The sequence below is a fragment of the Brevundimonas sp. genome (assembly GCF_035626535.1).
Lineage (GTDB): Bacteria > Pseudomonadota > Alphaproteobacteria > Caulobacterales > Caulobacteraceae > Brevundimonas.
Map to the genome: position 1 here is coordinate 25,729 of NZ_DASPNO010000060.1, position 20,332 is coordinate 46,060.

The following is a 20,332-nucleotide window of genomic DNA, read 5'->3' on the forward strand; positions in this document are numbered from 1 at the left end:
GGAGCGCCTTGATTTCGCCCGCCATCCGTCGATAGGTGAAGGCTCGCAGGAGAAAACGATGATCCGTCTGGCCACCTTCGCCGCCGCCGCCGTCATGGCCATGGCCGCACCCGCCGCCGCGACCGCCTTTCCCGCCGCCCCCGTCCAGACGGCGACCGATCCGACCGTCTCCGTCGAGGCGGTCCGGTCATGGCTGATCTCGAAGGGCGGCACGGTCAGCGAGGTCAACCGCCGGGAGGGCGAGACCTGGATCAGCATCACCGACGGACCGCTGAACTGGGTGATCTTCTTCTACAGCTGCCAGGCCGACCTCTGCGGCGACATCCAGTACGCGGCCAGCTTCTCCAATCCGACCATCACCCCGACCATGATCAACGACTGGAACCGCGATCGCCGCTTCCTGAAGGCCTTCTTCAGGCCCGGCGAGGCGGGCGGGGACAATACGGCGGTGGTCCAGTACGACGTGCTGATCCACAGTTCCGACGTCGAGCAGCTGACCGACCACACGGCCCTGTGGCTGGACCTGGTGGGCGATTTCGGCACGACGGTCGGATATTTCGCCGCCGCGCAATAGCGGAACCTCGCTGCCCGGCCGCCGGCCTGCTAACGCGGGCGGATGAAGCCTGAACACCTGGACGTGCTGATCGTCGGGGCCGGCGCCGCCGGCATGATGTGCGCCATCGAGGCCGGCCGTCGCGGACGGACCGTGCGGGTGCTCGACCACGCCCGGGCGCCCGGCGAGAAGATCCGCATCTCGGGCGGCGGGCGCTGCAACTTCACCAATCTGGGGACCGGGCCGGGGAATTTCCTCGGCGAGAATCCGCGTTTCTCCACTTCGGCGCTGCGCCGGTTCACCCAGCACGACTTCATCAAGCGGGTGGATAGGGCGGGCATCGCCTGGCATGAGAAGACCCTCGGCCAGCTGTTCTGCGACGACAGCGCCAAACAGATCATCCGCATGCTGACGGACGACATGCGGGTGGCGGGGGCGCGGCTGTCGCTGGGCGTCTCGGTGGAGCGGGTCGCGCGGGCGGGAGAGGGATTCGAGGCGGCGCTGTCGGACGGTTCGGTGGTGCGGGCGTCATCGCTGGTGCTGGCCACCGGCGGCAAGTCGATCCCGAAGATGGGCGCGACGGGCTGGGCCTACGACACCGCGCGGGCGTTCGGGCTGCGGGTGACGGAGACGCGGCCGGCGCTGGTTCCGCTGACCTTCGAGGCCGGTCTGCTGGAGCGGCTCAAGCCGCTTGCGGGGGTGTCGGTGGAGGCGGTGGTCTCGCACGGCAAGACGAAATTCGCCGAAGGACTGCTGTTCACTCATCGCGGACTCAGCGGGCCGTCCGTGCTGCAGATTTCCAGTTATTGGCGCGAGGGCGAGGCGATCTCGGTGGCCATGGCCCCCGGGGTCGACGTGTTCGCGCGGCTGAAGGCGATGAAGGCGGAGAACGGTCGGCAGGCGGCGCATACGGCGCTGGGCCATATCGTTCCGAAGCGTCTGGCCGAGGTGCTGGTCGAGCAGGAGGCGGCGACGGGCAATCTGGCCGACCTGTCCGACAAGGCCCTGCGGCGGCTGGACGAGGCGGTCAATGGCTGGAGCGTCAAGCCGGTGGGGAGCGAGGGCTACCGGACGGCGGAGGTGACGCTGGGCGGTGTTGCGACCGACCAGCTGGACCAGCAGACCATGGCGGCGAAATCCGTGCCCGGCCTGTATGTGATCGGCGAGGCGGTGGACGTCACCGGATGGCTCGGCGGCTACAACTTCCAGTGGGCGTGGTCGTCGGGCTGGGCCGCGGGACAGGGATGCTGAGGCGTATTTGTCGCGGGTCTTGCGGGGATGGGCGGGTTGCCGGAACCACCGTCCGGCCATAGCTCTTCATCCAGCTTCACGGAGAACGTCCCGATGCCCCTGCTGATGTGCCCCAACGACAACGCCGCCATGCAGACGCTGGAGAGGGGCGGCGTGCAGTTCGACATGTGCCCGAACTGCCGCGGCGTCTGGCTGGACCGGGGCGAGCTGGAGAAGCTGATGGCCGCGGCCACCGAGGAGGGCCGCGCCTCGGCCACGCCGCCGGCCCAGGCCGCGCCCCAGCCATACCCGCCGCAAGCGGCGCCGCAGCCATGGGGTCAGCAGCCCCAGCAGGGCTATCGCGAACCGCCGCGCTACAAGGACGACCGGTATCGCGACGACGACTACAAATACCGCAAGAAGAAGCGCGACAGCATCTTCGACATCTTCGACTAGGCCTCAGGCGGCCAGACCCGCCGCCTTCATCAGCCCCTTGAGCGGCGCCAGCGCTTCCGGCGCGGCGGCGAGGACGGCCCGGTTGTCGGGCGCGCGGAACAGCTTGACCGCTTCAGCCCTCGCCCGGTCGGCGGCGGGCCCGAGCGGCGCGGTTTCGCCCGCGGCCATGCGCAGCAACACGGACAGCTTCTGCGGCAGCGGGGCCGGCGAGCGGGCGAGCATGACCGTGATCCTCGCCTCGGCCTCGACGGTCCCGCCCACCGCTCCGATGGCGGCGACGATCTCGGTCTCGTCCCGCTCCGACAGACCGCAACCGCGCACCGCGCGCGCCAGCCCGGCCAGGACGCCCAGCTTCTGGGCGGCGGTCTGATCGGCCGACGGCGTCCGCATCTCGCCCTCGAAGCGCAGCGAACCGACGCAGGCGGACAGCCAGCGGGCGGCGGCGCGCTTGTTGGCCAGTCCGGTGACGTTCTCGCACAGCCGGGTCAGGGCCTCGGCCTCGCACAGCACGGTGTTGCACGGCTTGACGTAGGCGGCGACGAAGTCGGCGGTGACCAGGGCCTTGGAGCGCTCGTTGAAGGCGGTCTGGACCTCCTCGAGAGTCAGCAGCCGTCCCGCCGTCGCCGTCAGGGTCATGGCCAGGGTGCGCAGGATGTCGATCTCGCCGCCGGCGTCGCTGGGGCGCAGGCGGCGCGGGCTCATCAGTTCGCGCACGACCATGCGGGCGAGCGACGCCGACAGCAGAGGGAACTGGCCCGCCGCGACGCGTTCGCCCAGCCGGGCGGCGGGTCCTTCGACCACCGGCACCTGCAGCGCTAGGCGGGGATCCTGGCTGATCAGGGCGGCGACCTCGCGCGGAGCGACCATCCGCACCACGGCCGCCAGCGAGGCGCCTTGGTCGAGGGCGGGGCCGAGCACATCGGCCAGATTGGTTCGGGCGGCGAAGAGTTCGCACATCACCTGTTCGATCGGCACCATGACCATGGCGTGGGGCGGCCCGTCCATCGGCGCCCGCTCGGCGAGGTCCATCAGCCGGTCGAGCCGCGCCCGGCCGCCGCGCACACCCTTCAGGGCGCCGGAAATGATGCCGCCCATGATGAAGGCGCGGTCGGACTGTCCGGCCAGCCGGTGGGCCAGATCGGCGAGGGAATGATTCTCGAGGTCGGGGAACTGATTCTTGCGCCCGGCGAACAGCAGGCGCTCGATCGTCCGGTCGGCGAGTTTCTGATAGTGGCGGACGAGGTCGTGCACCGGCTGGCCCACGGCCTGGCTCTCGGGCACGGCGACCTTCTGGATGGCGTGCTGCAGCTCGACTCCGGAGGCTTCCAGCCTTTCGGCCAGGTCGGGGCGGTGAAGCAGTTCGAAGGCGGTGACGCCCTGGCGGTTGAGCCAGTCCTCGAGCACCCGGCCGATCAGGTCGCGGGCCATCGGCGCATACAGGTCCTGGGGCGAGCCGCAGCGCGGGCCGGCCTCGTCCTCGGGGATCACCCGCTTGCGTTGCACCTCGGGCGCGCCGCGGGTCAGGACGGTGACGCTGTTGAAGGCCATGGTGTCCGGGTCGAGCGTCTCCTTGGTGACGCGGACGGCGGCGGCCCGGTTGTCCGCCAGCAGTTCCTCGGCCGTCTCGATGGCGTTGGCGCGGTCCTCCGTCGCCATCTGGAGGCTCCAGGGGGCGGGCGCTGTCTTGCGGATATAGACTTCGTAGTGAACGGGGCCGGCCATGAAACGCTCGCACTGATGACGCCGCATGATGGCGCCAAGGCTTTAAGGTCGGGTTTCATTGCGCATTCAGGCGGAGCGGCCCATTTTATCGCCGTAATCTCACCCAGTTGATTTAGAACGGTAACGCTTGCCGCGCGTTGAGTGCGGGAACGGGAAGCCTGCAAGGAGACCGCCTTGGCCAACATCACCCTGGTCGATGACGACGAAAACATCGTGGCGTCCGTCTCGCTGGCGCTGGAAAGCCATGGCCACAAGATCACCGCCTATCACGACGGGGCGTCGGGCCTCGAGGCGCTGGAGACGAATCCGCCGGACCTGGCGATTCTCGATGTGAAGATGCCGCGGATGGACGGGATGGAGGTGCTGCGCCGCCTGCGCCAGACCTCGCAGATCCCGGTCATCATGCTGACCTCGAAGGACGAGGAGATCGACGAGATCCTGGGCTTCAATCTCGGCGCCGACGACTACATCCACAAGCCGTTCAGCCAGCGACTGCTGATCGAGCGGGTCAAGGCGCTGCTGCGGCGCACCGGCGCCGACGGCGGCGAGCCCGAACCGTCGGGCGACGGCTCGACCAAGGCCATCAAGCGCGGCAAGTTGTCGATGGACCCGGCCCGGCACGAATGCACCTGGGACGGCAAGCCGGTGAAGCTGACGGTGACCGAATTCCTGCTGCTGCAGGCGCTGGCCCAGCGGCCCGGCTTCGTGAAGAGCCGCGACAATCTGATGGACGCCGCCTACGACGACCAGGTCTATGTCGACGACCGCACCATCGACAGTCACGTCAAGCGGATGCGGAAGAAGTTCAGGGTGGTCGATCCCGAATTCGACGCGATCGAGACCCTGTATGGCGTCGGATACCGCTACCGCGAGAGCTGAGCCGGCCGATCCGGCCGACGACGACCGACCGCGCCGCCCCCGGCGGTTCGGCGGCTCGCGGCTGGGCGGATTCATCCTCGCCCTCAACCTGCTCAGCCTGCTGATCCTGTTCGGCGGCGCCCTGGCGCTGAACGAGTGGCGGCGTGGCCTGATCGAGGCCCGGCAGGAGACGCTGGCGGCGCAGGCCGAGCTGCTGGTTCAGGTCCTCGGAGAGCCCGAGATCGGGGTCACCCGCGGGGTGCCCACGCCCTACCTCGACGGCCCGGAAGCCAGCCAGTGGCTGCGCGACAACTTTATTCCGGAAGGACAGCGGGCCCGGCTGTTCGATGTCGACGGCGTGCTCGTCGCCGACAGCTACGATGTGACCGAGGCCATACCGGGAGAACCCCTGCCCCCGGCCTTGCCGGCAGGCAGTCCTCCGGCGGTTCCCGACGCCGACGAAAAGGCGAACGACGCCCGCGAACTGGAACAGGCCCGGGCGGCGCTGGCCGCGGAAATCGAAAACGCTCTGGAAGGCCGATCCTCGGCGACCCTGCGGATGTCGGAAAGCGGCGACCGGGTGGTTTCGGTGTCGATCCCCGTTCGCCACGTCGAACAGGTGCTGGGCGTGCTGACGCTGGAGGCCGGCGACGTCGACGAGACGCTGGCGGCGCAACGTCTGGCGCTGATGCCGTTCGCCCTCGTCGCCCTGTTCGTGTCGCTGCTGTCGTCGCTGCTGCTGCATCTGTTCGTGGCCCGGCCGGTGATGCGGCTCTCGGCGGCGGCGGATGCGGTGCGGCTGCAGCGGGCCCGGGCCATCTCCCTGCCCGACCTCGACCACCGTAAGGACGAGATCGGCGACCTGGCGCGGTCGCTCGAAACCATGACCGAGACCCTGTCGGACCGGATGGACGCCATCGAACGCTTCGCCGCCGATGTGGCCCACGAGATCAAGAATCCGCTGACCTCTATCCGTTCGGCGCTGGAGACCCTGCCGCTGGTCAGGACCGAGGCCCAGCGGGAGAAGCTGACCGCCCTCCTGCAGCAGGACGTGCGGCGGCTGGACCGGCTGATCACCGACATCTCCAACGCCTCGCGGCTGGACGCCGAGTTGAACCGCGACCGGCCCCGGCCCATCGACCTGACCGTGCTGCTCAGCGAGATCGTCGGCGTCTACGAGGCCGGAATCGGGCCAGACGGAGGAGTGCATGTGCGCTTCGCCGCCGCCGAGCCGGAACACGCCGTCATCCGCGGCCGCGACGGACCGCTGGGCCAGGTGTTCCGCAACCTGATCGACAACGCCCGCTCGTTCAGCCCGCCGGGCGGGGAAGTGCGGGTCAGCCTGGCGCGCGACGACATCGATCCCGACCGGCCGGTGCGCGTCCGTGTCGAGGACGACGGGCCAGGCATCCCGCCGGAGAACCTCGAGACGGTGTTCGAGCGCTTCTACACCTCGCGTCCCCGCGGCACGGCGTTCGGGACCAACTCCGGCCTCGGCCTGTCGATCGTCAAACAGATCGTCGAGGCGCACGGCGGACAGGTCTGGGCCGAGAACCGCCGCGGCGCCGACGGCGAGATCGTCGGCGCGCGTTTCGAGGTGGCCCTGCCCACGGCGCCCTCGGGACGGCGGCCGTGATCAGGCTTCGGTCATGAGCGGACGGCAGCCGCTGCACGGCACCGTGGCGGCGCGGTGGCGGCCGGGCGTCGGCTGGCGCGCGGTGCTGATCACGGGTCCCGCCGGCGCCGGCAAGAGCGACCTGACGCTGCGGCTGATTGGACGCGGCTGGCGTCTGGTGGCCGACGACTACGCCCACGTGATTGCGTCCGGGGGCGTCCTCTATGCGGTCGCGCCGGAGACCATCGCCGGGCGGATGGAGGCCCGGGGGGTGGGCGTCGTGCCGGCCTGCGCGCGCGGCCTGACCCGGCTGTCTCTGACCGTGGATCTGACCGGAGACCCCGTCGAGCGCCTCCCGGAAACCGAGACCCGGGTCTTCGAGGGGGTGGCGTTGCCGCTGCTGCGCCTGAACGGATTCGAGGCCTCGGCGGTCGAAAAGGTCGCGACGGCGCTCGCCCGGCTTTAACCGGGGACGGAGTTGGGCTATTCCGCGCGGCTTGCGGCCGGTCCAGCGGACGGCCGGAGACGCGGGGCGCGAGTCTTGGTGAAGCCTTCATGATCGGCCTGGTGATCGTCACCCACGGGGGTCTGGCCTCGGAATTCCTGTCGGCCATGGAGCATGTCGTGGGGCCCCAGCGGGGCGTCGCCGCCATCTGCATCGGCCCCGAAGACGACATGGAGCGCCGCCGGCGCGACATCGTCGACGCCGCCCGCGCGGTCGATGACGGCGACGGCGTCATCCTGCTGACCGATATGTTCGGCGGAACCCCCTCCAACCTCGCCATCTCGGTGATGGAGGAGACCCACGCCGAGGTCATCGCCGGACTGAACCTGCCGATGCTGATCAAGCTGGCCAGCGTGCGCGGGCGCGAGCCGCTGCAGGCCTGTGTCGCCCACGCCCAGGACGCGGGACGCAAATACATCTCCGTCGCCAGCTGGGTGCTGCAGGGCGAGAAATGAGCGTCGTGACCGGCCGGGCGGCGGCGACCGCCAATATCTGCAACTCCCGCGGCCTGCACGCCCGGGCCAGCGCCAAATTCGTCAAACTGGCCTCGAGCTTCGACGCCGAGGTCCACGTCACCCGCGACGGAGTCACGGTCAACGCCCTGTCGATCATGGGCCTGCTGATGCTGGGCGCCGGCAACGGCTGCGGCATCGACATCGTCGCCGAGGGGCCCGAGGCGGAGGCGGCGGTGGCGGCGCTGGCCGACCTCGTCGGACGCCGCTTCGACGAGGACCAGTAGCGAAAACGCCCCGACGGCGGACCGTCGGGGCGTTCTTTCTGGTGCGCCGGCGCTCGCGACTCGGTCGCTCGCTGCGTGAGCCTACGGCGTTTCGGTGATCAGCAGGGCGGCCGAGGCGGTGCCGCCGTTGAAGGTGCCGATCCAGATGTCATAGGTGCCGCTGGACGGCTTGTTGAAGCGCACCTCGGCGTCGCCGTCGCCCCAGCTGTCGTCATCGCAGTACCACTGGCCGTCGGGGCCGTTGATGATCAGGGTGGTGTCGGTCGACGAACGGGTGCGGAACACCAGCGGCAGCGAACCGGCGCTGTAGGTGACCTCATAGTCCGGCGCGTCAGAGATATCGCCGACGCAGGCGCCCGGCAGATCGGTGTCGGTATAGGCGTCGATCGAACCGCCCGCGGTCAGGTCGACCCGGTGCGGATCCGGCGTGAAGCCCACGTTCAGGCGGATTTCGCCGAAATTGGCGGTCAGGTTGGCGTTCTGCGCGGCGGCGGCGCCGGGCGCGGCGAGCATGGCGGCCAGCGCCAGCGCGCTGATGAGACGTTTCATGTTGGTTCCCCCGGGGTTCCCTGTGGATCAGCCCGAGCCGACTCCACGCCAAACGCGGGGCGTCGTCAAGCTGGGCTAACGCCGTTGTCAGGTTTCGTGGGAGAGTGTCGTCGACGCGGCGAATCCCGCATCATCCTGCGAAGCGCGTCAGCGCGGAGCAGGATGGTGGAGCCGAGGGGAGTCGAACCCCTGACCTCGTCATTGCGAACGACGCGCTCTACCAACTGAGCTACGGCCCCCCAAAGTCCGACCCAGGTCGGGTTCAGGCGAGCGCGCGACATACGAGCGGGCGGGCGCGGCGTCAACGGGTTCGCGCCGATCGTCGCGCGGTTTCGCGAATCCTTGGACAGGCCGGAGCGACGCGGTAGAAGCGGAACCAGATAGGGAGCGCTGAATCCATGGGCACCGCCATCGTCTGGCTGGTCAACGCCGTCCTCGGTCTCATGACCTGGGCGATTATCATCTCGGCGATCATGAGCTGGCTGTTCGCCTTCGACGTGATCAATCACCGCAATCGGTTCGTGAACCAGCTGGCGTCTTTCCTCGACGCCGTCACCGGACCGATACTCGCGCCGTTCCGACGGGTCATTCCGCCGCTGGGCGGACTGGACATCACGCCGATCGTGGCGCTGCTGGCGATCCACTTCCTGCGCATCCTGTTCAACGAGATGAGCGCGCCCTTCCTGATACAGACGCTGGGCTAGGAGCGTGGCCTCCGGGCGACAGCGGCGGCGGCGGCGCGCGTGCTCGGCATCGGGCGCTTGCTTGACGCGGCGACCGTCCTAAGGTGCCGCTCCGATCGGGCCAAGCGCCTGCCAGAACTCCGGACTTCATGACCACGATCCGATCAGTCGCCATCGTCGGCGCGGGCCAGATGGGGGCCGGCATCGCCCAGGCCGTCGCCGTCGGCGGCTATGAGGTGCTGCTACACGACGCCGCGCCGGAGCGCGTGCCCCAGGCCCAGGGCGCGATCGCCGCCAGCCTGTCGCGGCAGGTGGCGCGAGGCCTGACCACCCAGGCCGAGGCCGACGCCGCCGTGGCGCGAATCCGGCCGGCGAAGTCGCTGGCGGAGGCGGCCCGGGCGGATCTGGTCATCGAGGCTGCGGTCGAGGACGAGGCGGTCAAGAAGTCGATCCTCGCCGATCTGGTCCCGCACCTCGGCCCGAACACGCTGCTGGCCTCCAACACCTCGTCGATCTCGATCACCCGCCTGGCGTCCGCGACGGATCGGCCCGAGCGGTTCATCGGCCTGCATTTCATGAAGCCCGCCCCGGTGATGAAGCTGGTGGAGATCATCCGCGGCATCGCCACCTCGGCCGAGACCTACGACACCGCCGTCGCCTTCGCCGAGAGCCTCGGCAAGACCACCACCAACGCCGAGGACTTCCCCGCCTTCATCGTCAACCGGATCCTGGTGCCGATGATCAACGAGGCGATCTACACCCTCTATGAGGGGGTCGGGAACGTGGCGTCGATCGACAAGGCGCTGAAGCTCGGGGCCAACCATCCGATGGGGCCGCTCGAGCTGGCCGACTTCATGGGGCTGGATGTGGTTCTGGCCATCATGAACGTGCTCTATGACGGCCTGGCCGACAGCAAATACCGGCCCTGCCCGCTGCTGGTGAAATACGTCGAGGCCGGCTGGCTGGGACGCAAGTCCGGACGCGGCTTCTACGACTATTCCGGCGAGACGCCGGCGCCGACGCGATGATCCGCCCCAGGCTTCCCCCGCTGGACCGGCCCGAGGACTTCCCGGGCCAGACGCGGGTGACATGGCGGCGCGAGCCGCACCGCATCGTGCTGGCCGCGGTGCTCGGCGGGCTCTGGCCGCCCCTCGTCCTGACCCTGCCGCTGTGGCGGCCGAAGAACTGGATGCCCGGGCTGGAGATGGACTGGCGGTTGCTGGTGCTGTTCATCGGCCTGCTGGCCGTGCCCGGCGGCCTTTGGCTGCTGGACAAGGAGCGGCGGCGGACCGGGCGGCCGGCGACCAGGCTGGGCGTGATCTGGCGCTTCATGTTCTACGGCGGCCTGTTGGCGGCGGGGCTCGGCGCCCTGTTCGCCCTCGTCCAGGCGCTGCTGCAGTGGCTGCACGCCGCCAATGTCGGCGAGGCGGTCGGCGGCAGCGAGACCTCGCTGCTGATCTACGGCGTCGGCGGCCTTTCGGTCGCGGTTCTGGTCGGCGTCAGCTATGCGCTGTGGGCCGGGCTGTGCGCGGCCTTCATCGCCTTCCGGCCGCAGCCGGAGGTGCGCGACCGCCTCGGCCTGATGGGCGAGCGCGAGCCGGACTGAGCCCCCCGCCGCGGCCGGCGCGGGGCGTTACAGGAAATTCAGTTTGACGCCGCGGCCGTTCGGGCCAAGCTGCCTGCGCCAGAGTGGGGGGAAAACGCCATGGCCGCTGCCGACAGCACTCTTCCGTTGAAGCCGGCGCAGGCGCCGATCGCGCCGAAGGACCGGATTTTCAATCTCGACATGCTGCGGGGCTGGGCCATCCTGGGCATCCTCGCCGTGAACGCCATCTCCTTCGCCTGGCCTGTCCAGCTGACCATGGCCGAAGCGCCGCCGCCCGGCGATCTCAGCTACTTCGACACGGTCGGGCTGTGGGTCACCGACGTCTTCTTCGCCGACAAATTCCGCACCCTCTTCACCATGCTGTTCGGCGTTTCGGTGTTCCTGGTCGGCGGCGAGCGGTCCGACCGCGAACGCGGCAAGGTTCTATGGCGCCGCCTGATCTGGCTGGGCGTCTTCGGCCTGATCCACGGGATGGTGTTCTGGTACGGCGACATCCTGTTCCACTACGCCTATTGCGGCATGCTGGTGATGCTGGTGCGGTCGTGGAAGGCTTCACGCCTGCTCTGGGTCGGGGGCTCCATCACCGTCCTCTGGGGTGTGGTGGCCACCCTCGGCTACTGGGGCATGTCGAACATGCCGCCGGAAATGGCCGAGCAGATGAAGGCGAACATGCCGACGGCCGACCCCGCCTCGATCGCGGCGGCCATTGACCTGTACCGCAGCGGCTGGCCGGCCGGGCTGATGGAGAACCTCAAGACCTGGGCGACCTTCCAGCTGATGGCCAGCCCCTTCCTGATCCCAATCTCCGTGCCGCTGATGATGCTGGGGCTGGGCCTGTTCAAGTCCGGCTGGTTCTCGGGCCGGGCGCCGCTCTGGACCTATCTGCTCGTCATCCTGGTCGGCGGCGCCAATCTCGCGCTCTTCGCCCTGTGGCGCTGGCAGGACCTTATGGCGGGCGAGGCGGTCGACCCCACGCGCGGACTGGCCGCCGGGGCGGGAGGCATGGCCTTCCTGATCACCCTCTTCTACGCGAGCGTCCTGATCCTGATCACGAAGTTCGGACTGCGGATGCTGACCGCGGTGCTGGTTCCGGTCGGCCGGATGGCGTTCACCAACTACCTGACCCAGACCCTGATCATGGTCACCCTCTACTATGCGCCGTGGGGGCCGATGTGGTTCGGCACGCATCACCCCGCCGAAATGTGGATGGTGGTCGTCGCCGTCTGGGTGGCCCAGCTGATCTGGTCGCCGCTCTGGCTGTCGGTGTTTCAGATGGGGCCGCTGGAGTGGGTCTGGCGCTGCCTGACCTACGGGCGACTGGTGCCGATCCGCAAGGCGGTGGGCGCGGTCCGCGCCGATCCGGTTTCGGTCTGACACAGCGCCGTGCCCCCGGGGGGGCCGGCGCCTCTCGCCACTCGCGCCTCCCTCCTTTAGGAAGCGCGGCATGACCCACGCCTCATCACGCCCCGAAGCCCGCGCTCCGCGGGGGTTCGCCGACCGCCGCGGCCGCGACCTGATCGCCGAGCGTCGGCTGGTGACGCGGGTGTCCGCCGTCTACGAACGCTGGGGCTTCGAGCCACTCGACACCGGCGCCTTCGAATACGCCGACGCCCTCGGCAAATTCCTGCCCGACGCCGACCGTCCCAACGAGGGGGTCTTCGCCCTGCAGGACGATCCCGACGAGGCGGGGAACGGCGAGTGGATGGCGCTGCGCTACGACCTGACCGCGCCGCTCGCCCGGTTCGCGGCCCAGAACTGGGAGACCCTGCCCAAGCCGTTCCGCCGCTACGCCTTCGGGCCGGTGTGGCGCAACGAGAAACCCGGCCCCGGCCGCTTCCGCGAATTCGTGCAGTGCGATGCCGACACGGTCGGCTCCGACCGGCCCGAGGCCGACGCCGAGATTATCGCCATGGCCTGCGAGGGCCTGCAGGCGGCGGGTCTCGCGCCTGACCAGGCGGTGATGCGGGTCTCGAACCGCAAGCTGTTCGACGGCCTGTTTGAGGCGGGCGGGATCGAGGACGCGGGCCAGAGGCTGACGGCGCTCAGGGCCATCGACAAATATGACCGGCTGGGCTGGGAGGGCGTCGCCGCCCTGCTGGGCGAAGGCCGGCTGGACGAGTCCGGCGATTACACCAAGGGTGCGCAGCTGCCTTCACCGGTCATCGCCAGAATCCAGGCTCTTCTCGCCACAGCAACGGTCGAGCGTTTCTCGCGCGAGGAGGTTTTGCGGGCGCTCAGCAACTTGGGCGGTCTCGGCGCGGCGGGCGCGGCGGCCTTGGCGGAACTGGCCGCCATCGACAGGGCCCTGGGCGCGATGAAGGTCGGGCAGGACGCCGTGCGCTTCGACCCGACTATCGTGCGCGGGCTGGAATATTACACCGGGGCCGTATTCGAGGCCGAACTGCTGCTGGAGACCACCGACGAGAAGGGCCGGGCGGTGCGCTTCGGTTCGATCGGCGGCGGCGGACGCTATGACGACCTGGTGGCGCGGTTCACCGGCGAGCGGCTGCCGGCGACCGGCTTCTCGTTCGGGGTGTCGCGCTTGGCCTCGGCCCTGCGCGCGGCGGGCCGCGGAGCGGCGGACGCGGTGCGCGGCCCCGTGGTGGTGATCGTCTTCTCGGAAGCCGACATGCAGCACTATCTCGACGCCGTGGCCGAGCTGCGCGGCGCCGGGATCGCCGCCGAACTCTATCTGGGCCGGGCGGGCATGAAGGCGCAGATGAAATACGCCGATCGCCGCGGCGCCCCGGCGGCGGTGATCCTCGGCGGCGACGAGATCGCGGCCGGTCAGGTGACCATCAAGGACCTACACGCCGGCCGGGCGCTGGCCGCCGGGATCGCCGACAACGAGGCGTGGAAGGCGGAGCGTCCGGGACAGCTGACCGTCTCCCGCGGCGAACTGGTCGCTGTCGTCCGCCGGATCGCCGACGCTCCGCACACGGATGCGTGAGTTATCATTGATAAGGGATGAAAACCGGCCGTTTCGGCTGCGACTTCATTGACTTGGCCGTGGGAATGTCGTCATTCTGACGCCACTCGAAAGCCGTGGCGTTCCGACGCAGCGGCCTTTCGGAGGCGTTTCGGGGAGGAAACGTCCGCTCCGTAGAGAGCGAAAGAAGCCCGCCGCGATGTATCCCCCGCGGCGGGCTTTTTCGTGCCTGAAAGCCGCCCCGTCAGTCGCCCTTGCAGGCGCGCAGCAGTTCGGCCGCCTCCGGCTGGTTTCCATGCAGGGCCCAGTCCAGCGGCGTGCCGCGCCACAGCGTGTCCTGCCTCTCGCGGCTCGCCCCGGCGGCCAGCAGCAGCCGCATCGTCGCCAGATCCCCCTCCAGCGCGGCCTGATGCAGAGGCGTCGAATGGGCGTGCACCGGCATCAGCGGGTTCGGATCGGCCCCGGCTTCGAGGCACAGGCGGACGGCCCCGGGCCGCTGGTTGATGACGGCGGCGGCCAGGGCGTCCTGAAGCTCCGGCGCGGCGGCCCCGGCGAGAAGCCGCGCCAGATCTTCGGTCCGGCCCAGTCCCCCCGCGGTCACGGCGTCGAGCGGTCGGCCCCGCTCCACCAGCCAGGCAAGCACGGCGGTCTGCCGATGACCCAGCGTCATCAGAACGGCACGGCGGGTGACCTCGGCGCCGGCGTCGATCAGGACAGCGGCGAGGGCGACCTGTTCCGGCCCGCTCATCAAGGCGTTGGTCATGACCAGCTCCAGCGCATAGGTCACGTCCTCGCGCTTGACGCCGCGCGCCAGCATCAGGCGGGCGATGTCGACGATGTTCGGCGGCGAGCGTGGGATCAGGGTGGGGTTGTTGGCGATGAACCAGAACAGCGCCGGGTCGCTGAAATAGCCTTTGGGGCCCATCTCCGGCTCGATGGCGCGCCCGGTCAGCAGGCGCGGATGGGCGTCGAGCAGATCGGCCAGCCCGGCCGCGTCGCCCGACTGGATGGCGGCGACGGCGGCCCGGAAGGCGGGGTCGGCGATCCTGGGTCCGTCGGCGAGCAGGGCCATGATCTGTTCGCGATCCGTTGGCGCGCCGTCCCGGGCGACGTCGAACGGCCGGCGGTCGCGGCCGTCGCCCTGCCAGAACAGGGCGCCGCGGCGAAGCAGCAGCTCGACCATCTCGGCCGGTCCGGTGCGGGCGGCCGCGTGCAGCGGCGTCGACCCGTCCTCGCAGAAGGCGCGCGGGAAGGCGCCGGCGTCGAGCAGGCTCCGGGCCACGGCGATGCGGCCTGCGGCGGGTGCGTCAGACCCGCAGGCGAGATAGAGCGGCGTATTGACCTCGCCAGGCTCGCCGTCGACGGCCGCCCCCGCCGCCAGCAACTCCCGCACGGCGGTTTCGTCTCCCCGGGCCGCGGCCTGCGACAGGGGCGAGCGACGGCCTTCGTCGATGCGCGTGACCACCGCCCGCATCAGCCTGGCCCAGTTGGGGAAGCCATGGTCATGCGCGATGCGGGCTTGGGCGGCGGTGAGGGGACAGGCCTCGGCCCGGGCCAGGCGCTTGGCTTCCTTGCGGAGAAATTCCTGGGACGGGTGGGCCGGCAGCTGACGGCGCGGAGCTTCGGGAGCGGACATGGGAAACCCTTTCCTCGGCGCCCGTGTCCGCTCGGCGGGCTGGAAAAGGTCGCTGTCGATCAGGGCGTGTGGAGGCGGGCTGAGCCCTTTCCGCGGACGGGAGGTCGCCCCTGACGACCGGGCGAAAGCCTATGCCGGGCGAAGCGCAAAGAAAAGGGCCGGAGCGTCGCCGCCCCGGCCCTTCCCTGTTCGATGGACCGCCGCTTACCAGATGCGGACGCGGTCTTCCGGAGCGAGGTAGTATTTGTCGCCGGGCTTGACATCGAAGGCCTCGTACCAGGCGTCGACGTTGCGAACCGGGCCGATGACGCGGAACTCGGCCGGGCTGTGCGGATCGGTGGCGATCTGGTTGCGCAGGGCGTCGTCGCGGTATTTCGACTGCCAGACCTGGGCCCAGCCGTAGAAGAAGCGCTGGTCGCCGGTCGTGCCGTCGAGGATCGGGGCCGACTGGCCGTTCAGCGACAGGTGATAGGCCTCGAGGCCGACCGCATTGCCGGCGGCGTCGCCGATGTTCTCGCCCATGGTCAGGGCGCCGTTGACCTTAAAGCCTGGCAACGGCTCGAACGCGTCGTACTGGGCGCCGAGACGGGCGGTCAGGGCCTCGAAATTGGCCTTGTCTGCGGGCGTCCACCAGTTGCGCAGCACGCCGTCGCCGTCGGACTTGGAGCCCTGGTCGTCGAAGCCGTGGCCGATCTCGTGGCCGATGACGCCGCCGATGCCGCCGTAGTTGACGGCCGGGTCCGCGTCCGGATCGAAGAACGGCGGCTGCAGGATCGCGGCCGGGAAGACGATCTCGTTATTGGTCGAGTTGTAGTAGGCGTTGACCGTCTGCGGGGTCATGCCCCACTCGTCCTTGTCGACCGGCTCGTTGAGACGTTCGAGGCGGTAGTTCCACTGGAACAGGCCGGCGCGCTCGGCATTGCCGAACAGGTCGTCGGCGCGGACCTGCAGTCCGGAATAGTCGCGCCACTTGTTCGGGTAGCCGATCTTGACCGTGAACTTGGCCAGCTTGTCCTGGGCCGCGGCCTTGGTCTCGGCGCTCATCCAGTCGTAGGTGTTGATGCGGTTGCTGAGCGCGGTGCGCAGGTTGGCGACCAGCTCCTCCATCTTGGCCTTGGACTCGGCCGGGAAGTATTCAGCCACATACTGGCGGCCGACGGCCTCGCCGAGCATGCCCTCGGCGAAGCTGATGCCGCGCTTGTCGCGGGGGCGCTGTTGCGGCTGGCCGTTCAGGTCACGCGAGCGGAACTCCCACTGGGCGTCGGCGAAGCGCTTCGACAGCACGCCGGCGGCGTCGTCCGTGGTGTGGAAGGCCTGCCAGGCCTGGATCACCTGGATCGGCGTCTCGGCGTAGATGGCGGCGATCTTCGGCATGGCCGTGTCCTGACGCACGATCAGGCGCGGGACCTCCCCGACGCCGATGGCCGAGAAATAGTCCTGCCACGGGAAGCCCGGAGCCTCGCCGGCCAGGCTGGAGATGGTGTATTCGTTGTAGGTCTCGTCGCGGTTGCGGTTCTGGACCGGAGTCCAGTGCGCCTCGGCGATGCGGGTCTCGAAGGCGAGAATGGCGTCGGCGTTGGCGGAGGGATTCTCCCAGCCGATCATCTCCAGCATGCGCTCCACATAGGCGCGGTACAGCGCCTTCTTCTCGGCCCAGCGCTGTTCCAGATAATAGTCGCGGTTGGGAAGGCCGAGGCCCGACTGGCCGGTGGTGACGACGTAGCGGTTCGGGGCCTTCTGGTCGGTCGAGATGCCGGTGCCGAAGATCGAACCGCCGAAGCGGCCCTGCGTCTCGCCCATGTAGACCGCGGCCTTGTCATGGGTGTCGGCGGCGCGGATGGCGGCGAGATAGGGCTGCAACGGCTGGGCGTCGAGCGCCTCGATGCGGGCTTCGTCCATATAGGCGCGGTAGGCGTCGGCGATCTTCTGCTCGTCGGAGCCGGGCATCAGGTCGGTGCGGGCGACGAGCGCGTCGATCATCACCTTGACCCGGTTGTCCGACAGTTCGCGCAGCAGGTTGAACGAGCCGTAGGAGGTGCGGTCAGAGGGGATCTGCAGCCGGTCCAGCGCGGCGCCGTTGGCGTAGCGCATGAAGCTGTCGCCCGGGCGAACCGAGGTGTCGCGGCCGTCGAGGTCAAAGCCCCAGGTCCCGTATTTCGGAGCCACGACGCCCTGGTAGCCGAGCACGGTCGCGCCCTCGGCCGGGGTCTGGAACAGTTCGAAGACCGTGCAGGCCTCGTCGACGCAGGCGTGGTCGTGACCATCATCCGCGAAATGCTGGGCCAGCGCGGGCGCGGCGGGCAGGAGCAGGGCGCCGACGGCGGCGCCGATAAGCAGCTTCTTCATGTGGGTTTCCCTCGACTTGACTTCGCTTGGAAGGTCGGCGGCGACCCTACGCGCGCGGGGAGACCTGTCGCCTGAATTTTTTGTCATGATGCGACGGAAACGCGGACAGGCGGGCGTTTCAGCCTGTAGGCTGAACGGGACGGAGGGCGAATGACGGGGCACGGCGGCGCGGGCGGCGAATACAAGGATCTGGTGGTCTTTCTGGCCGCCGCGGGCGTCATGGTCCCGCTGTTCAACCGCCTGAAGATCAGCCCCATCCTCGGATTTCTCGCCGCCGGCGTGCTGCTGGGCCCCGACGGACTGGCGCGCCTGTCCGACACCGCGCCATGGCTGGCCTGGCTGACCATTTCCGACGCCGGCCAGATCCGCTCGCTGTCTGAGCTCGGCGTCGCCTTCCTGCTCTTCATGATCGGCCTTGAGCTGTCGTGGGAGCGGCTCAGATCAATGCGCAAACTGGTCTTCGGCCTCGGCCTGACCCAGGTCGCGGTGTGCACCGTGGCGCTGGCGGCGCTGTTCATGCTCATGGGCCAGACGCTGGTGTCGGCCGCGGTGCTGGGCATGGGTTTCGCCCTGTCCTCGACGGCCGTGGTCATGCCGGTGATGGCCGAGCGCGGCCGGATGGGAAGCGCGGCCGGCCGGACCACCTTTTCCGTCCTTCTGGCGCAGGATCTGGCGGTGGCGCCGATCCTGATCACGGTGACGGTCATGGCCGCAGCCGCCCTGGCGGGCGCGACGCCGGCCGGCGAGTTCGATCCGTCGGTCCTGAGGCCGGCTCTGTTGACGCTCGTTCCCGCGGCGATCGGTCTGGCGCTGATCGTGGTGCTGGGGCGGCTGGTGCTGCGACCGATGTTCCGCTCCGTGGCCAGGGCCAAGGCGCAGGGACAGGGGCAGGAGATGTTCGTGGCGGCCAGCCTGCTGGTCGTCGTCGGCGCCGGACTGGCGGCCCAGGCGGCCGGCCTGTCGATGAGCCTCGGCGCCCTGATCGCCGGCCTGCTGCTGGCCGAGACCGAGTTCCGCCGCGAGGTCGAGCTGTCGATCGAACCGTTCAAAGGCCTGCTGCTCGGCGTCTTCTTCGTCGGGGTCGGCATCGGGCTGGACCTCGACGCCGTGGCCGCCGATCCGGCCGGGGTCTTCGGACTGGCCGTCGGCCTGACCCTGCTGAAGGCCGGGCTGATCTACGGCGCGGCGCGGCTGTGGGGCGTCAAGAACCGCACCGCCATCGAGGCGGCGCTGGTCCTGGGACCGGCCGGGGAGTTCGCCTTCGTCATCTTCGGGGCCGGGCTGGTCGAGGGCATCGCCTCGCCGGCCTTCACCCGCACGGTCATGCTGGCGGCGACGATCAGCATCTTCACCATCCCCCTGATGGCCCTGATCGCCGACCGCCTGACCCGGCGGGTCGAGACGGCGCAACCCGATCTGCCGGCCGAGGCGCTGGAGCCGGTCAGCACGGAGAACCAGGTGCTGATCGTCGGCTTCGGCCGGGTTGGCCGCCTGGTCGGGGAGATGCTGGCCGAGCACGGCCAGTCGTATCTGGCGCTGGACGCCAACGCCACCACCGTAGCCAGGGGCCGGGCCGAGGGGGCCAACGTCTTTTATGGCGACGCCGGCCGGCCCGAGATGCTCCAGCTGTGCGGCGTCGACACGGCCCGGGCGGTGGTGGTGACCATGGACGCCCCGGCCAAGGTCGACGAGGTGGTGCGCGCCGCGAGGGGGTTGAGGCCCGACCTGATCCTGATCGCCCGCGCCCGCGACGAGCGCCACGCCGAGCGGCTGTATCATCTCGGGGTCACGGACGCCGTGCCCGAGACGACCGAGGCGGCGCTGCAGCTGGCCGAGAACACCCTGGTGGATCTGGGCGTGCCGATGGGGCTGGTGCTGGCCTCGATCCACGAGCGCCGCGATCGCTTCCGCGCGCTGTTCCAGCAGGCTATCCCGGACGGTCCGAACCGGCCGCGCCGGGTCCGCGCCCTGCGCACGACGGCGCGAAGCTGATCGGGTCAAGATGTCGCGGCGTTAACCCCGGCGGTCAGCGGCACGTTAATCTCCGCACCCCATTTTGGTCATCGTTGCGTGATGACTGCCCCTGTTGTCGGAAGATGACTTCCCGGCGGTCGCACGGCGTTGCGTTCCGCTTCCTCCCCATCGCTTCGGCGGTCCGTTATCGATCGGCGAGTGTCAGCGCCGTTTAGTCGAGTACCCGTTTCATGCGAGATATCGCCCTGCCTACCCCCCAGTCCGAATCCGAGACCGAGACCCCCCGCCTGAATCGTCGCCAGGCGGCCAAGGTCCGCACCCGCCAGAAGGTTCTGGACGCCGCCCGGCAGCTGTTCGCCGAGCGCGGCTATGAGCCCGCCACCATCCGCGACATCGCCAAGGGCGCGGGCATGTCGACCGGCGCGGTGTTCGCCAATTTCCAGGACAAGGCCGAGCTGTTCGAAGCCGTCCTGTCGACCGACATGGGCAAGCTGGCCGGGACGATGAAGGCCGCGGCCGCCGCCGAAGGCTCGGTGCGCACCCGCCTGCTGGCCGCTCTCGGCTCCGGCTACCACGGCTCGCTCGAGCAGCTGCCGCTGGTCCAGGCGGTGATCGCCCGCTCGTGGTTCCAGCCGGTCGCCGCCGAAATGCGCACCCGCGACGCCATCAAGCCGATCCTGTCGGTCATCACCGACACCCTGCAGGCCGCGGTGCGCGAGGGCGAGCTGCGCCAGGACGCCGACATCCGGCTGCTGAGCGAGCTGATCTACGACGCCTTCCTGTCCAACTACCGCCGCGCCGCCTACGACGGCTGGGCGATGAACCAGCTGACCGAGCGAATGGGCAAGCAGGTCGACGTCATCCTCGCAGGGGCGATCAGCCGGCAGTAGTCGCGGCCCATCGGGACATGAAAAGCCGCGACGTTCCCACG

General features: G+C 69.5%; 19 protein-coding genes and 1 tRNA gene. 15 read left to right on the forward strand and 5 right to left on the reverse strand.

Annotated elements, in window-relative coordinates; genetic code table 11:
• Nucleotides 1-58 precede the first annotated feature (58 nt).
• From VEC04_RS09505 to VEC04_RS09515, 3 genes are all read left to right on the forward strand, one after another.
• The gene (locus VEC04_RS09505) at nucleotides 59-574 is read left to right on the forward strand and encodes a YbjN domain-containing protein (RefSeq protein ID WP_324776185.1); all 516 of its coding nucleotides are present in this window, start codon (nucleotides 59-61) and stop codon (nucleotides 572-574) included.
• A gap of 42 nt (nucleotides 575-616) precedes the next feature.
• On the forward strand, nucleotides 617-1,804 hold the full coding sequence (locus VEC04_RS09510; protein ID WP_324776187.1) for an NAD(P)/FAD-dependent oxidoreductase: 1,188 nt from the start codon (nucleotides 617-619) through the stop codon (nucleotides 1,802-1,804).
• Nucleotides 1,805-1,897: 93 nt separating this feature from the next.
• A complete protein-coding gene (locus VEC04_RS09515) occupies nucleotides 1,898-2,239 on the forward strand; it encodes a zf-TFIIB domain-containing protein (protein ID WP_324776189.1) in 342 nt (113 codons plus the stop codon).
• 3 nt (nucleotides 2,240-2,242) lie between these two features.
• Here the strand turns inward: VEC04_RS09515 and VEC04_RS09520 are convergent, their stop codons facing one another.
• Nucleotides 2,243-3,961, reverse strand: coding sequence for a hypothetical protein (locus VEC04_RS09520; RefSeq protein WP_324776191.1), 1,719 nt, complete (start codon nucleotides 3,959-3,961; stop codon nucleotides 2,243-2,245).
• 174 nt (nucleotides 3,962-4,135) lie between these two features.
• On the opposite strand from VEC04_RS09520, the gene VEC04_RS09525 reads away from it, so the two are divergent.
• The 5 genes from VEC04_RS09525 (at nucleotide 4,136) to VEC04_RS09545 (ending at nucleotide 7,678) form a co-directional block, all read left to right on the forward strand.
• Complete coding sequence (locus VEC04_RS09525) at nucleotides 4,136-4,840, forward strand: response regulator transcription factor (protein WP_324776193.1); 705 nt, start codon at nucleotides 4,136-4,138, stop codon at nucleotides 4,838-4,840.
• A complete protein-coding gene (locus VEC04_RS09530; protein ID WP_324776195.1) occupies nucleotides 4,809-6,455 on the forward strand; it encodes an ATP-binding protein in 1,647 nt (548 codons plus the stop codon). Before VEC04_RS09525 ends, VEC04_RS09530 begins: the two co-directional genes overlap by 32 nt.
• 13 nt (nucleotides 6,456-6,468) lie before the next feature.
• Entirely contained in the window at nucleotides 6,469-6,900 is a 432-nt protein-coding gene (locus VEC04_RS09535; protein WP_324776197.1) for an HPr kinase/phosphatase C-terminal domain-containing protein, read from the forward strand.
• Between the two features lie 89 nt (nucleotides 6,901-6,989).
• Nucleotides 6,990-7,394, forward strand: a complete 405-nt coding sequence (locus VEC04_RS09540) for a PTS sugar transporter subunit IIA (protein ID WP_168045372.1) — start codon at nucleotides 6,990-6,992, stop codon at nucleotides 7,392-7,394.
• A complete protein-coding gene (locus VEC04_RS09545) occupies nucleotides 7,391-7,678 on the forward strand; it encodes an HPr family phosphocarrier protein (RefSeq protein ID WP_324776201.1) in 288 nt (95 codons plus the stop codon). The genes VEC04_RS09540 and VEC04_RS09545 overlap by 4 nt, the downstream gene beginning before the upstream one ends.
• Nucleotides 7,679-7,759: 81 nt before the next feature.
• Here VEC04_RS09545 and VEC04_RS09550 read toward each other — a convergent pair whose 3' ends face one another.
• Complete coding sequence (locus VEC04_RS09550; protein WP_324776203.1) at nucleotides 7,760-8,227, reverse strand: peptidase S1; 468 nt, start codon at nucleotides 8,225-8,227, stop codon at nucleotides 7,760-7,762.
• Between the two features lie 163 nt (nucleotides 8,228-8,390).
• Nucleotides 8,391-8,466, reverse strand: a tRNA-Ala gene (locus VEC04_RS09555).
• Between the two features lie 159 nt (nucleotides 8,467-8,625).
• Here VEC04_RS09555 and VEC04_RS09560 point away from each other — a divergent pair.
• The 5 genes from VEC04_RS09560 to hisS all read left to right on the forward strand — a co-directional run bounded on the left by VEC04_RS09560 (nucleotide 8,626) and on the right by hisS (nucleotide 13,466).
• Nucleotides 8,626-8,931, forward strand: coding sequence for a YggT family protein (locus VEC04_RS09560; protein ID WP_324776205.1), 306 nt, complete (start codon nucleotides 8,626-8,628; stop codon nucleotides 8,929-8,931).
• A 128-nt stretch (nucleotides 8,932-9,059) separates the two neighbouring features.
• Nucleotides 9,060-9,938, forward strand: a complete 879-nt coding sequence (locus VEC04_RS09565; protein ID WP_324776207.1) for a 3-hydroxybutyryl-CoA dehydrogenase — start codon at nucleotides 9,060-9,062, stop codon at nucleotides 9,936-9,938.
• On the forward strand, nucleotides 9,935-10,516 hold the full coding sequence (locus VEC04_RS09570; RefSeq protein ID WP_324776209.1) for a phthalate transporter: 582 nt from the start codon (nucleotides 9,935-9,937) through the stop codon (nucleotides 10,514-10,516). Before VEC04_RS09565 ends, VEC04_RS09570 begins: the two co-directional genes overlap by 4 nt.
• Before the next feature lie 99 nt (nucleotides 10,517-10,615).
• Nucleotides 10,616-11,890, forward strand: coding sequence for a DUF418 domain-containing protein (locus tag VEC04_RS09575; RefSeq protein WP_324776211.1), 1,275 nt, complete (start codon nucleotides 10,616-10,618; stop codon nucleotides 11,888-11,890).
• 70 nt (nucleotides 11,891-11,960) lie between these two features.
• Entirely contained in the window at nucleotides 11,961-13,466 is a 1,506-nt protein-coding gene (hisS, locus tag VEC04_RS09580) for a histidine--tRNA ligase (RefSeq protein ID WP_324776213.1), read from the forward strand.
• Nucleotides 13,467-13,689: 223 nt separating this feature from the next.
• Here the strand turns inward: hisS and VEC04_RS09585 are convergent, their stop codons facing one another.
• The gene (locus tag VEC04_RS09585; RefSeq protein ID WP_324776215.1) at nucleotides 13,690-15,081 is read right to left on the reverse strand and encodes an ankyrin repeat domain-containing protein; all 1,392 of its coding nucleotides are present in this window, start codon (nucleotides 15,079-15,081) and stop codon (nucleotides 13,690-13,692) included.
• 204 nt (nucleotides 15,082-15,285) lie between these two features.
• Nucleotides 15,286-17,427 carry a M13 family metallopeptidase gene (locus tag VEC04_RS09590; protein ID WP_324776217.1) on the reverse strand — a complete coding sequence of 714 codons (2,142 nt, stop codon included), beginning with the start codon at nucleotides 17,425-17,427 and terminating at the stop codon, nucleotides 15,286-15,288.
• A 150-nt stretch (nucleotides 17,428-17,577) separates the two neighbouring features.
• Between VEC04_RS09590 and VEC04_RS09595 the strand changes: the two genes are divergently transcribed.
• Together VEC04_RS09595 and VEC04_RS09600 are read left to right on the forward strand one after the other, a co-directional pair.
• A complete protein-coding gene (locus tag VEC04_RS09595) occupies nucleotides 17,578-19,419 on the forward strand; it encodes a cation:proton antiporter (protein ID WP_324776219.1) in 1,842 nt (613 codons plus the stop codon).
• Between the two features lie 212 nt (nucleotides 19,420-19,631).
• Complete coding sequence (locus VEC04_RS09600; protein WP_324776221.1) at nucleotides 19,632-20,291, forward strand: TetR/AcrR family transcriptional regulator; 660 nt, start codon at nucleotides 19,632-19,634, stop codon at nucleotides 20,289-20,291.
• Nucleotides 20,292-20,332 lie beyond the last annotated feature (41 nt).

Bases quoted from the DNA above. Each gene is read 5' to 3' on its own strand.
- VEC04_RS09535 (WP_324776197.1), top strand. From the start codon at position 6,469: ATGAGCGGACGGCAGCCGCTGCACGGCACCGTGGCGGCGCGGTGGCGG.
- VEC04_RS09520 (WP_324776191.1), bottom strand. From the start codon at position 3,961: ATGGCCGGCCCCGTTCACTACGAAGTCTATATCCGCAAGACAGCGCCC.
- VEC04_RS09510 (WP_324776187.1), top strand. From the start codon at position 617: ATGAAGCCTGAACACCTGGACGTGCTGATCGTCGGGGCCGGCGCCGCC.
- VEC04_RS09550 (WP_324776203.1), bottom strand. From the start codon at position 8,227: ATGAAACGTCTCATCAGCGCGCTGGCGCTGGCCGCCATGCTCGCCGCG.
- VEC04_RS09505 (WP_324776185.1), top strand. From the start codon at position 59: ATGATCCGTCTGGCCACCTTCGCCGCCGCCGCCGTCATGGCCATGGCC.
- VEC04_RS09540 (WP_168045372.1), top strand. From the start codon at position 6,990: ATGATCGGCCTGGTGATCGTCACCCACGGGGGTCTGGCCTCGGAATTC.
- VEC04_RS09595 (WP_324776219.1), top strand. From the start codon at position 17,578: ATGACGGGGCACGGCGGCGCGGGCGGCGAATACAAGGATCTGGTGGTC.
- VEC04_RS09545 (WP_324776201.1), top strand. From the start codon at position 7,391: ATGAGCGTCGTGACCGGCCGGGCGGCGGCGACCGCCAATATCTGCAAC.
- hisS (WP_324776213.1), top strand. From the start codon at position 11,961: ATGACCCACGCCTCATCACGCCCCGAAGCCCGCGCTCCGCGGGGGTTC.
- VEC04_RS09585 (WP_324776215.1), bottom strand. From the start codon at position 15,081: ATGTCCGCTCCCGAAGCTCCGCGCCGTCAGCTGCCGGCCCACCCGTCC.
- VEC04_RS09565 (WP_324776207.1), top strand. From the start codon at position 9,060: ATGACCACGATCCGATCAGTCGCCATCGTCGGCGCGGGCCAGATGGGG.
- VEC04_RS09600 (WP_324776221.1), top strand. From the start codon at position 19,632: ATGCGAGATATCGCCCTGCCTACCCCCCAGTCCGAATCCGAGACCGAG.
- VEC04_RS09560 (WP_324776205.1), top strand. From the start codon at position 8,626: ATGGGCACCGCCATCGTCTGGCTGGTCAACGCCGTCCTCGGTCTCATG.
- VEC04_RS09515 (WP_324776189.1), top strand. From the start codon at position 1,898: ATGCCCCTGCTGATGTGCCCCAACGACAACGCCGCCATGCAGACGCTG.
- VEC04_RS09590 (WP_324776217.1), bottom strand. From the start codon at position 17,427: ATGAAGAAGCTGCTTATCGGCGCCGCCGTCGGCGCCCTGCTCCTGCCC.
- VEC04_RS09530 (WP_324776195.1), top strand. From the start codon at position 4,809: ATGGCGTCGGATACCGCTACCGCGAGAGCTGAGCCGGCCGATCCGGCC.
- VEC04_RS09575 (WP_324776211.1), top strand. From the start codon at position 10,616: ATGGCCGCTGCCGACAGCACTCTTCCGTTGAAGCCGGCGCAGGCGCCG.
- VEC04_RS09570 (WP_324776209.1), top strand. From the start codon at position 9,935: ATGATCCGCCCCAGGCTTCCCCCGCTGGACCGGCCCGAGGACTTCCCG.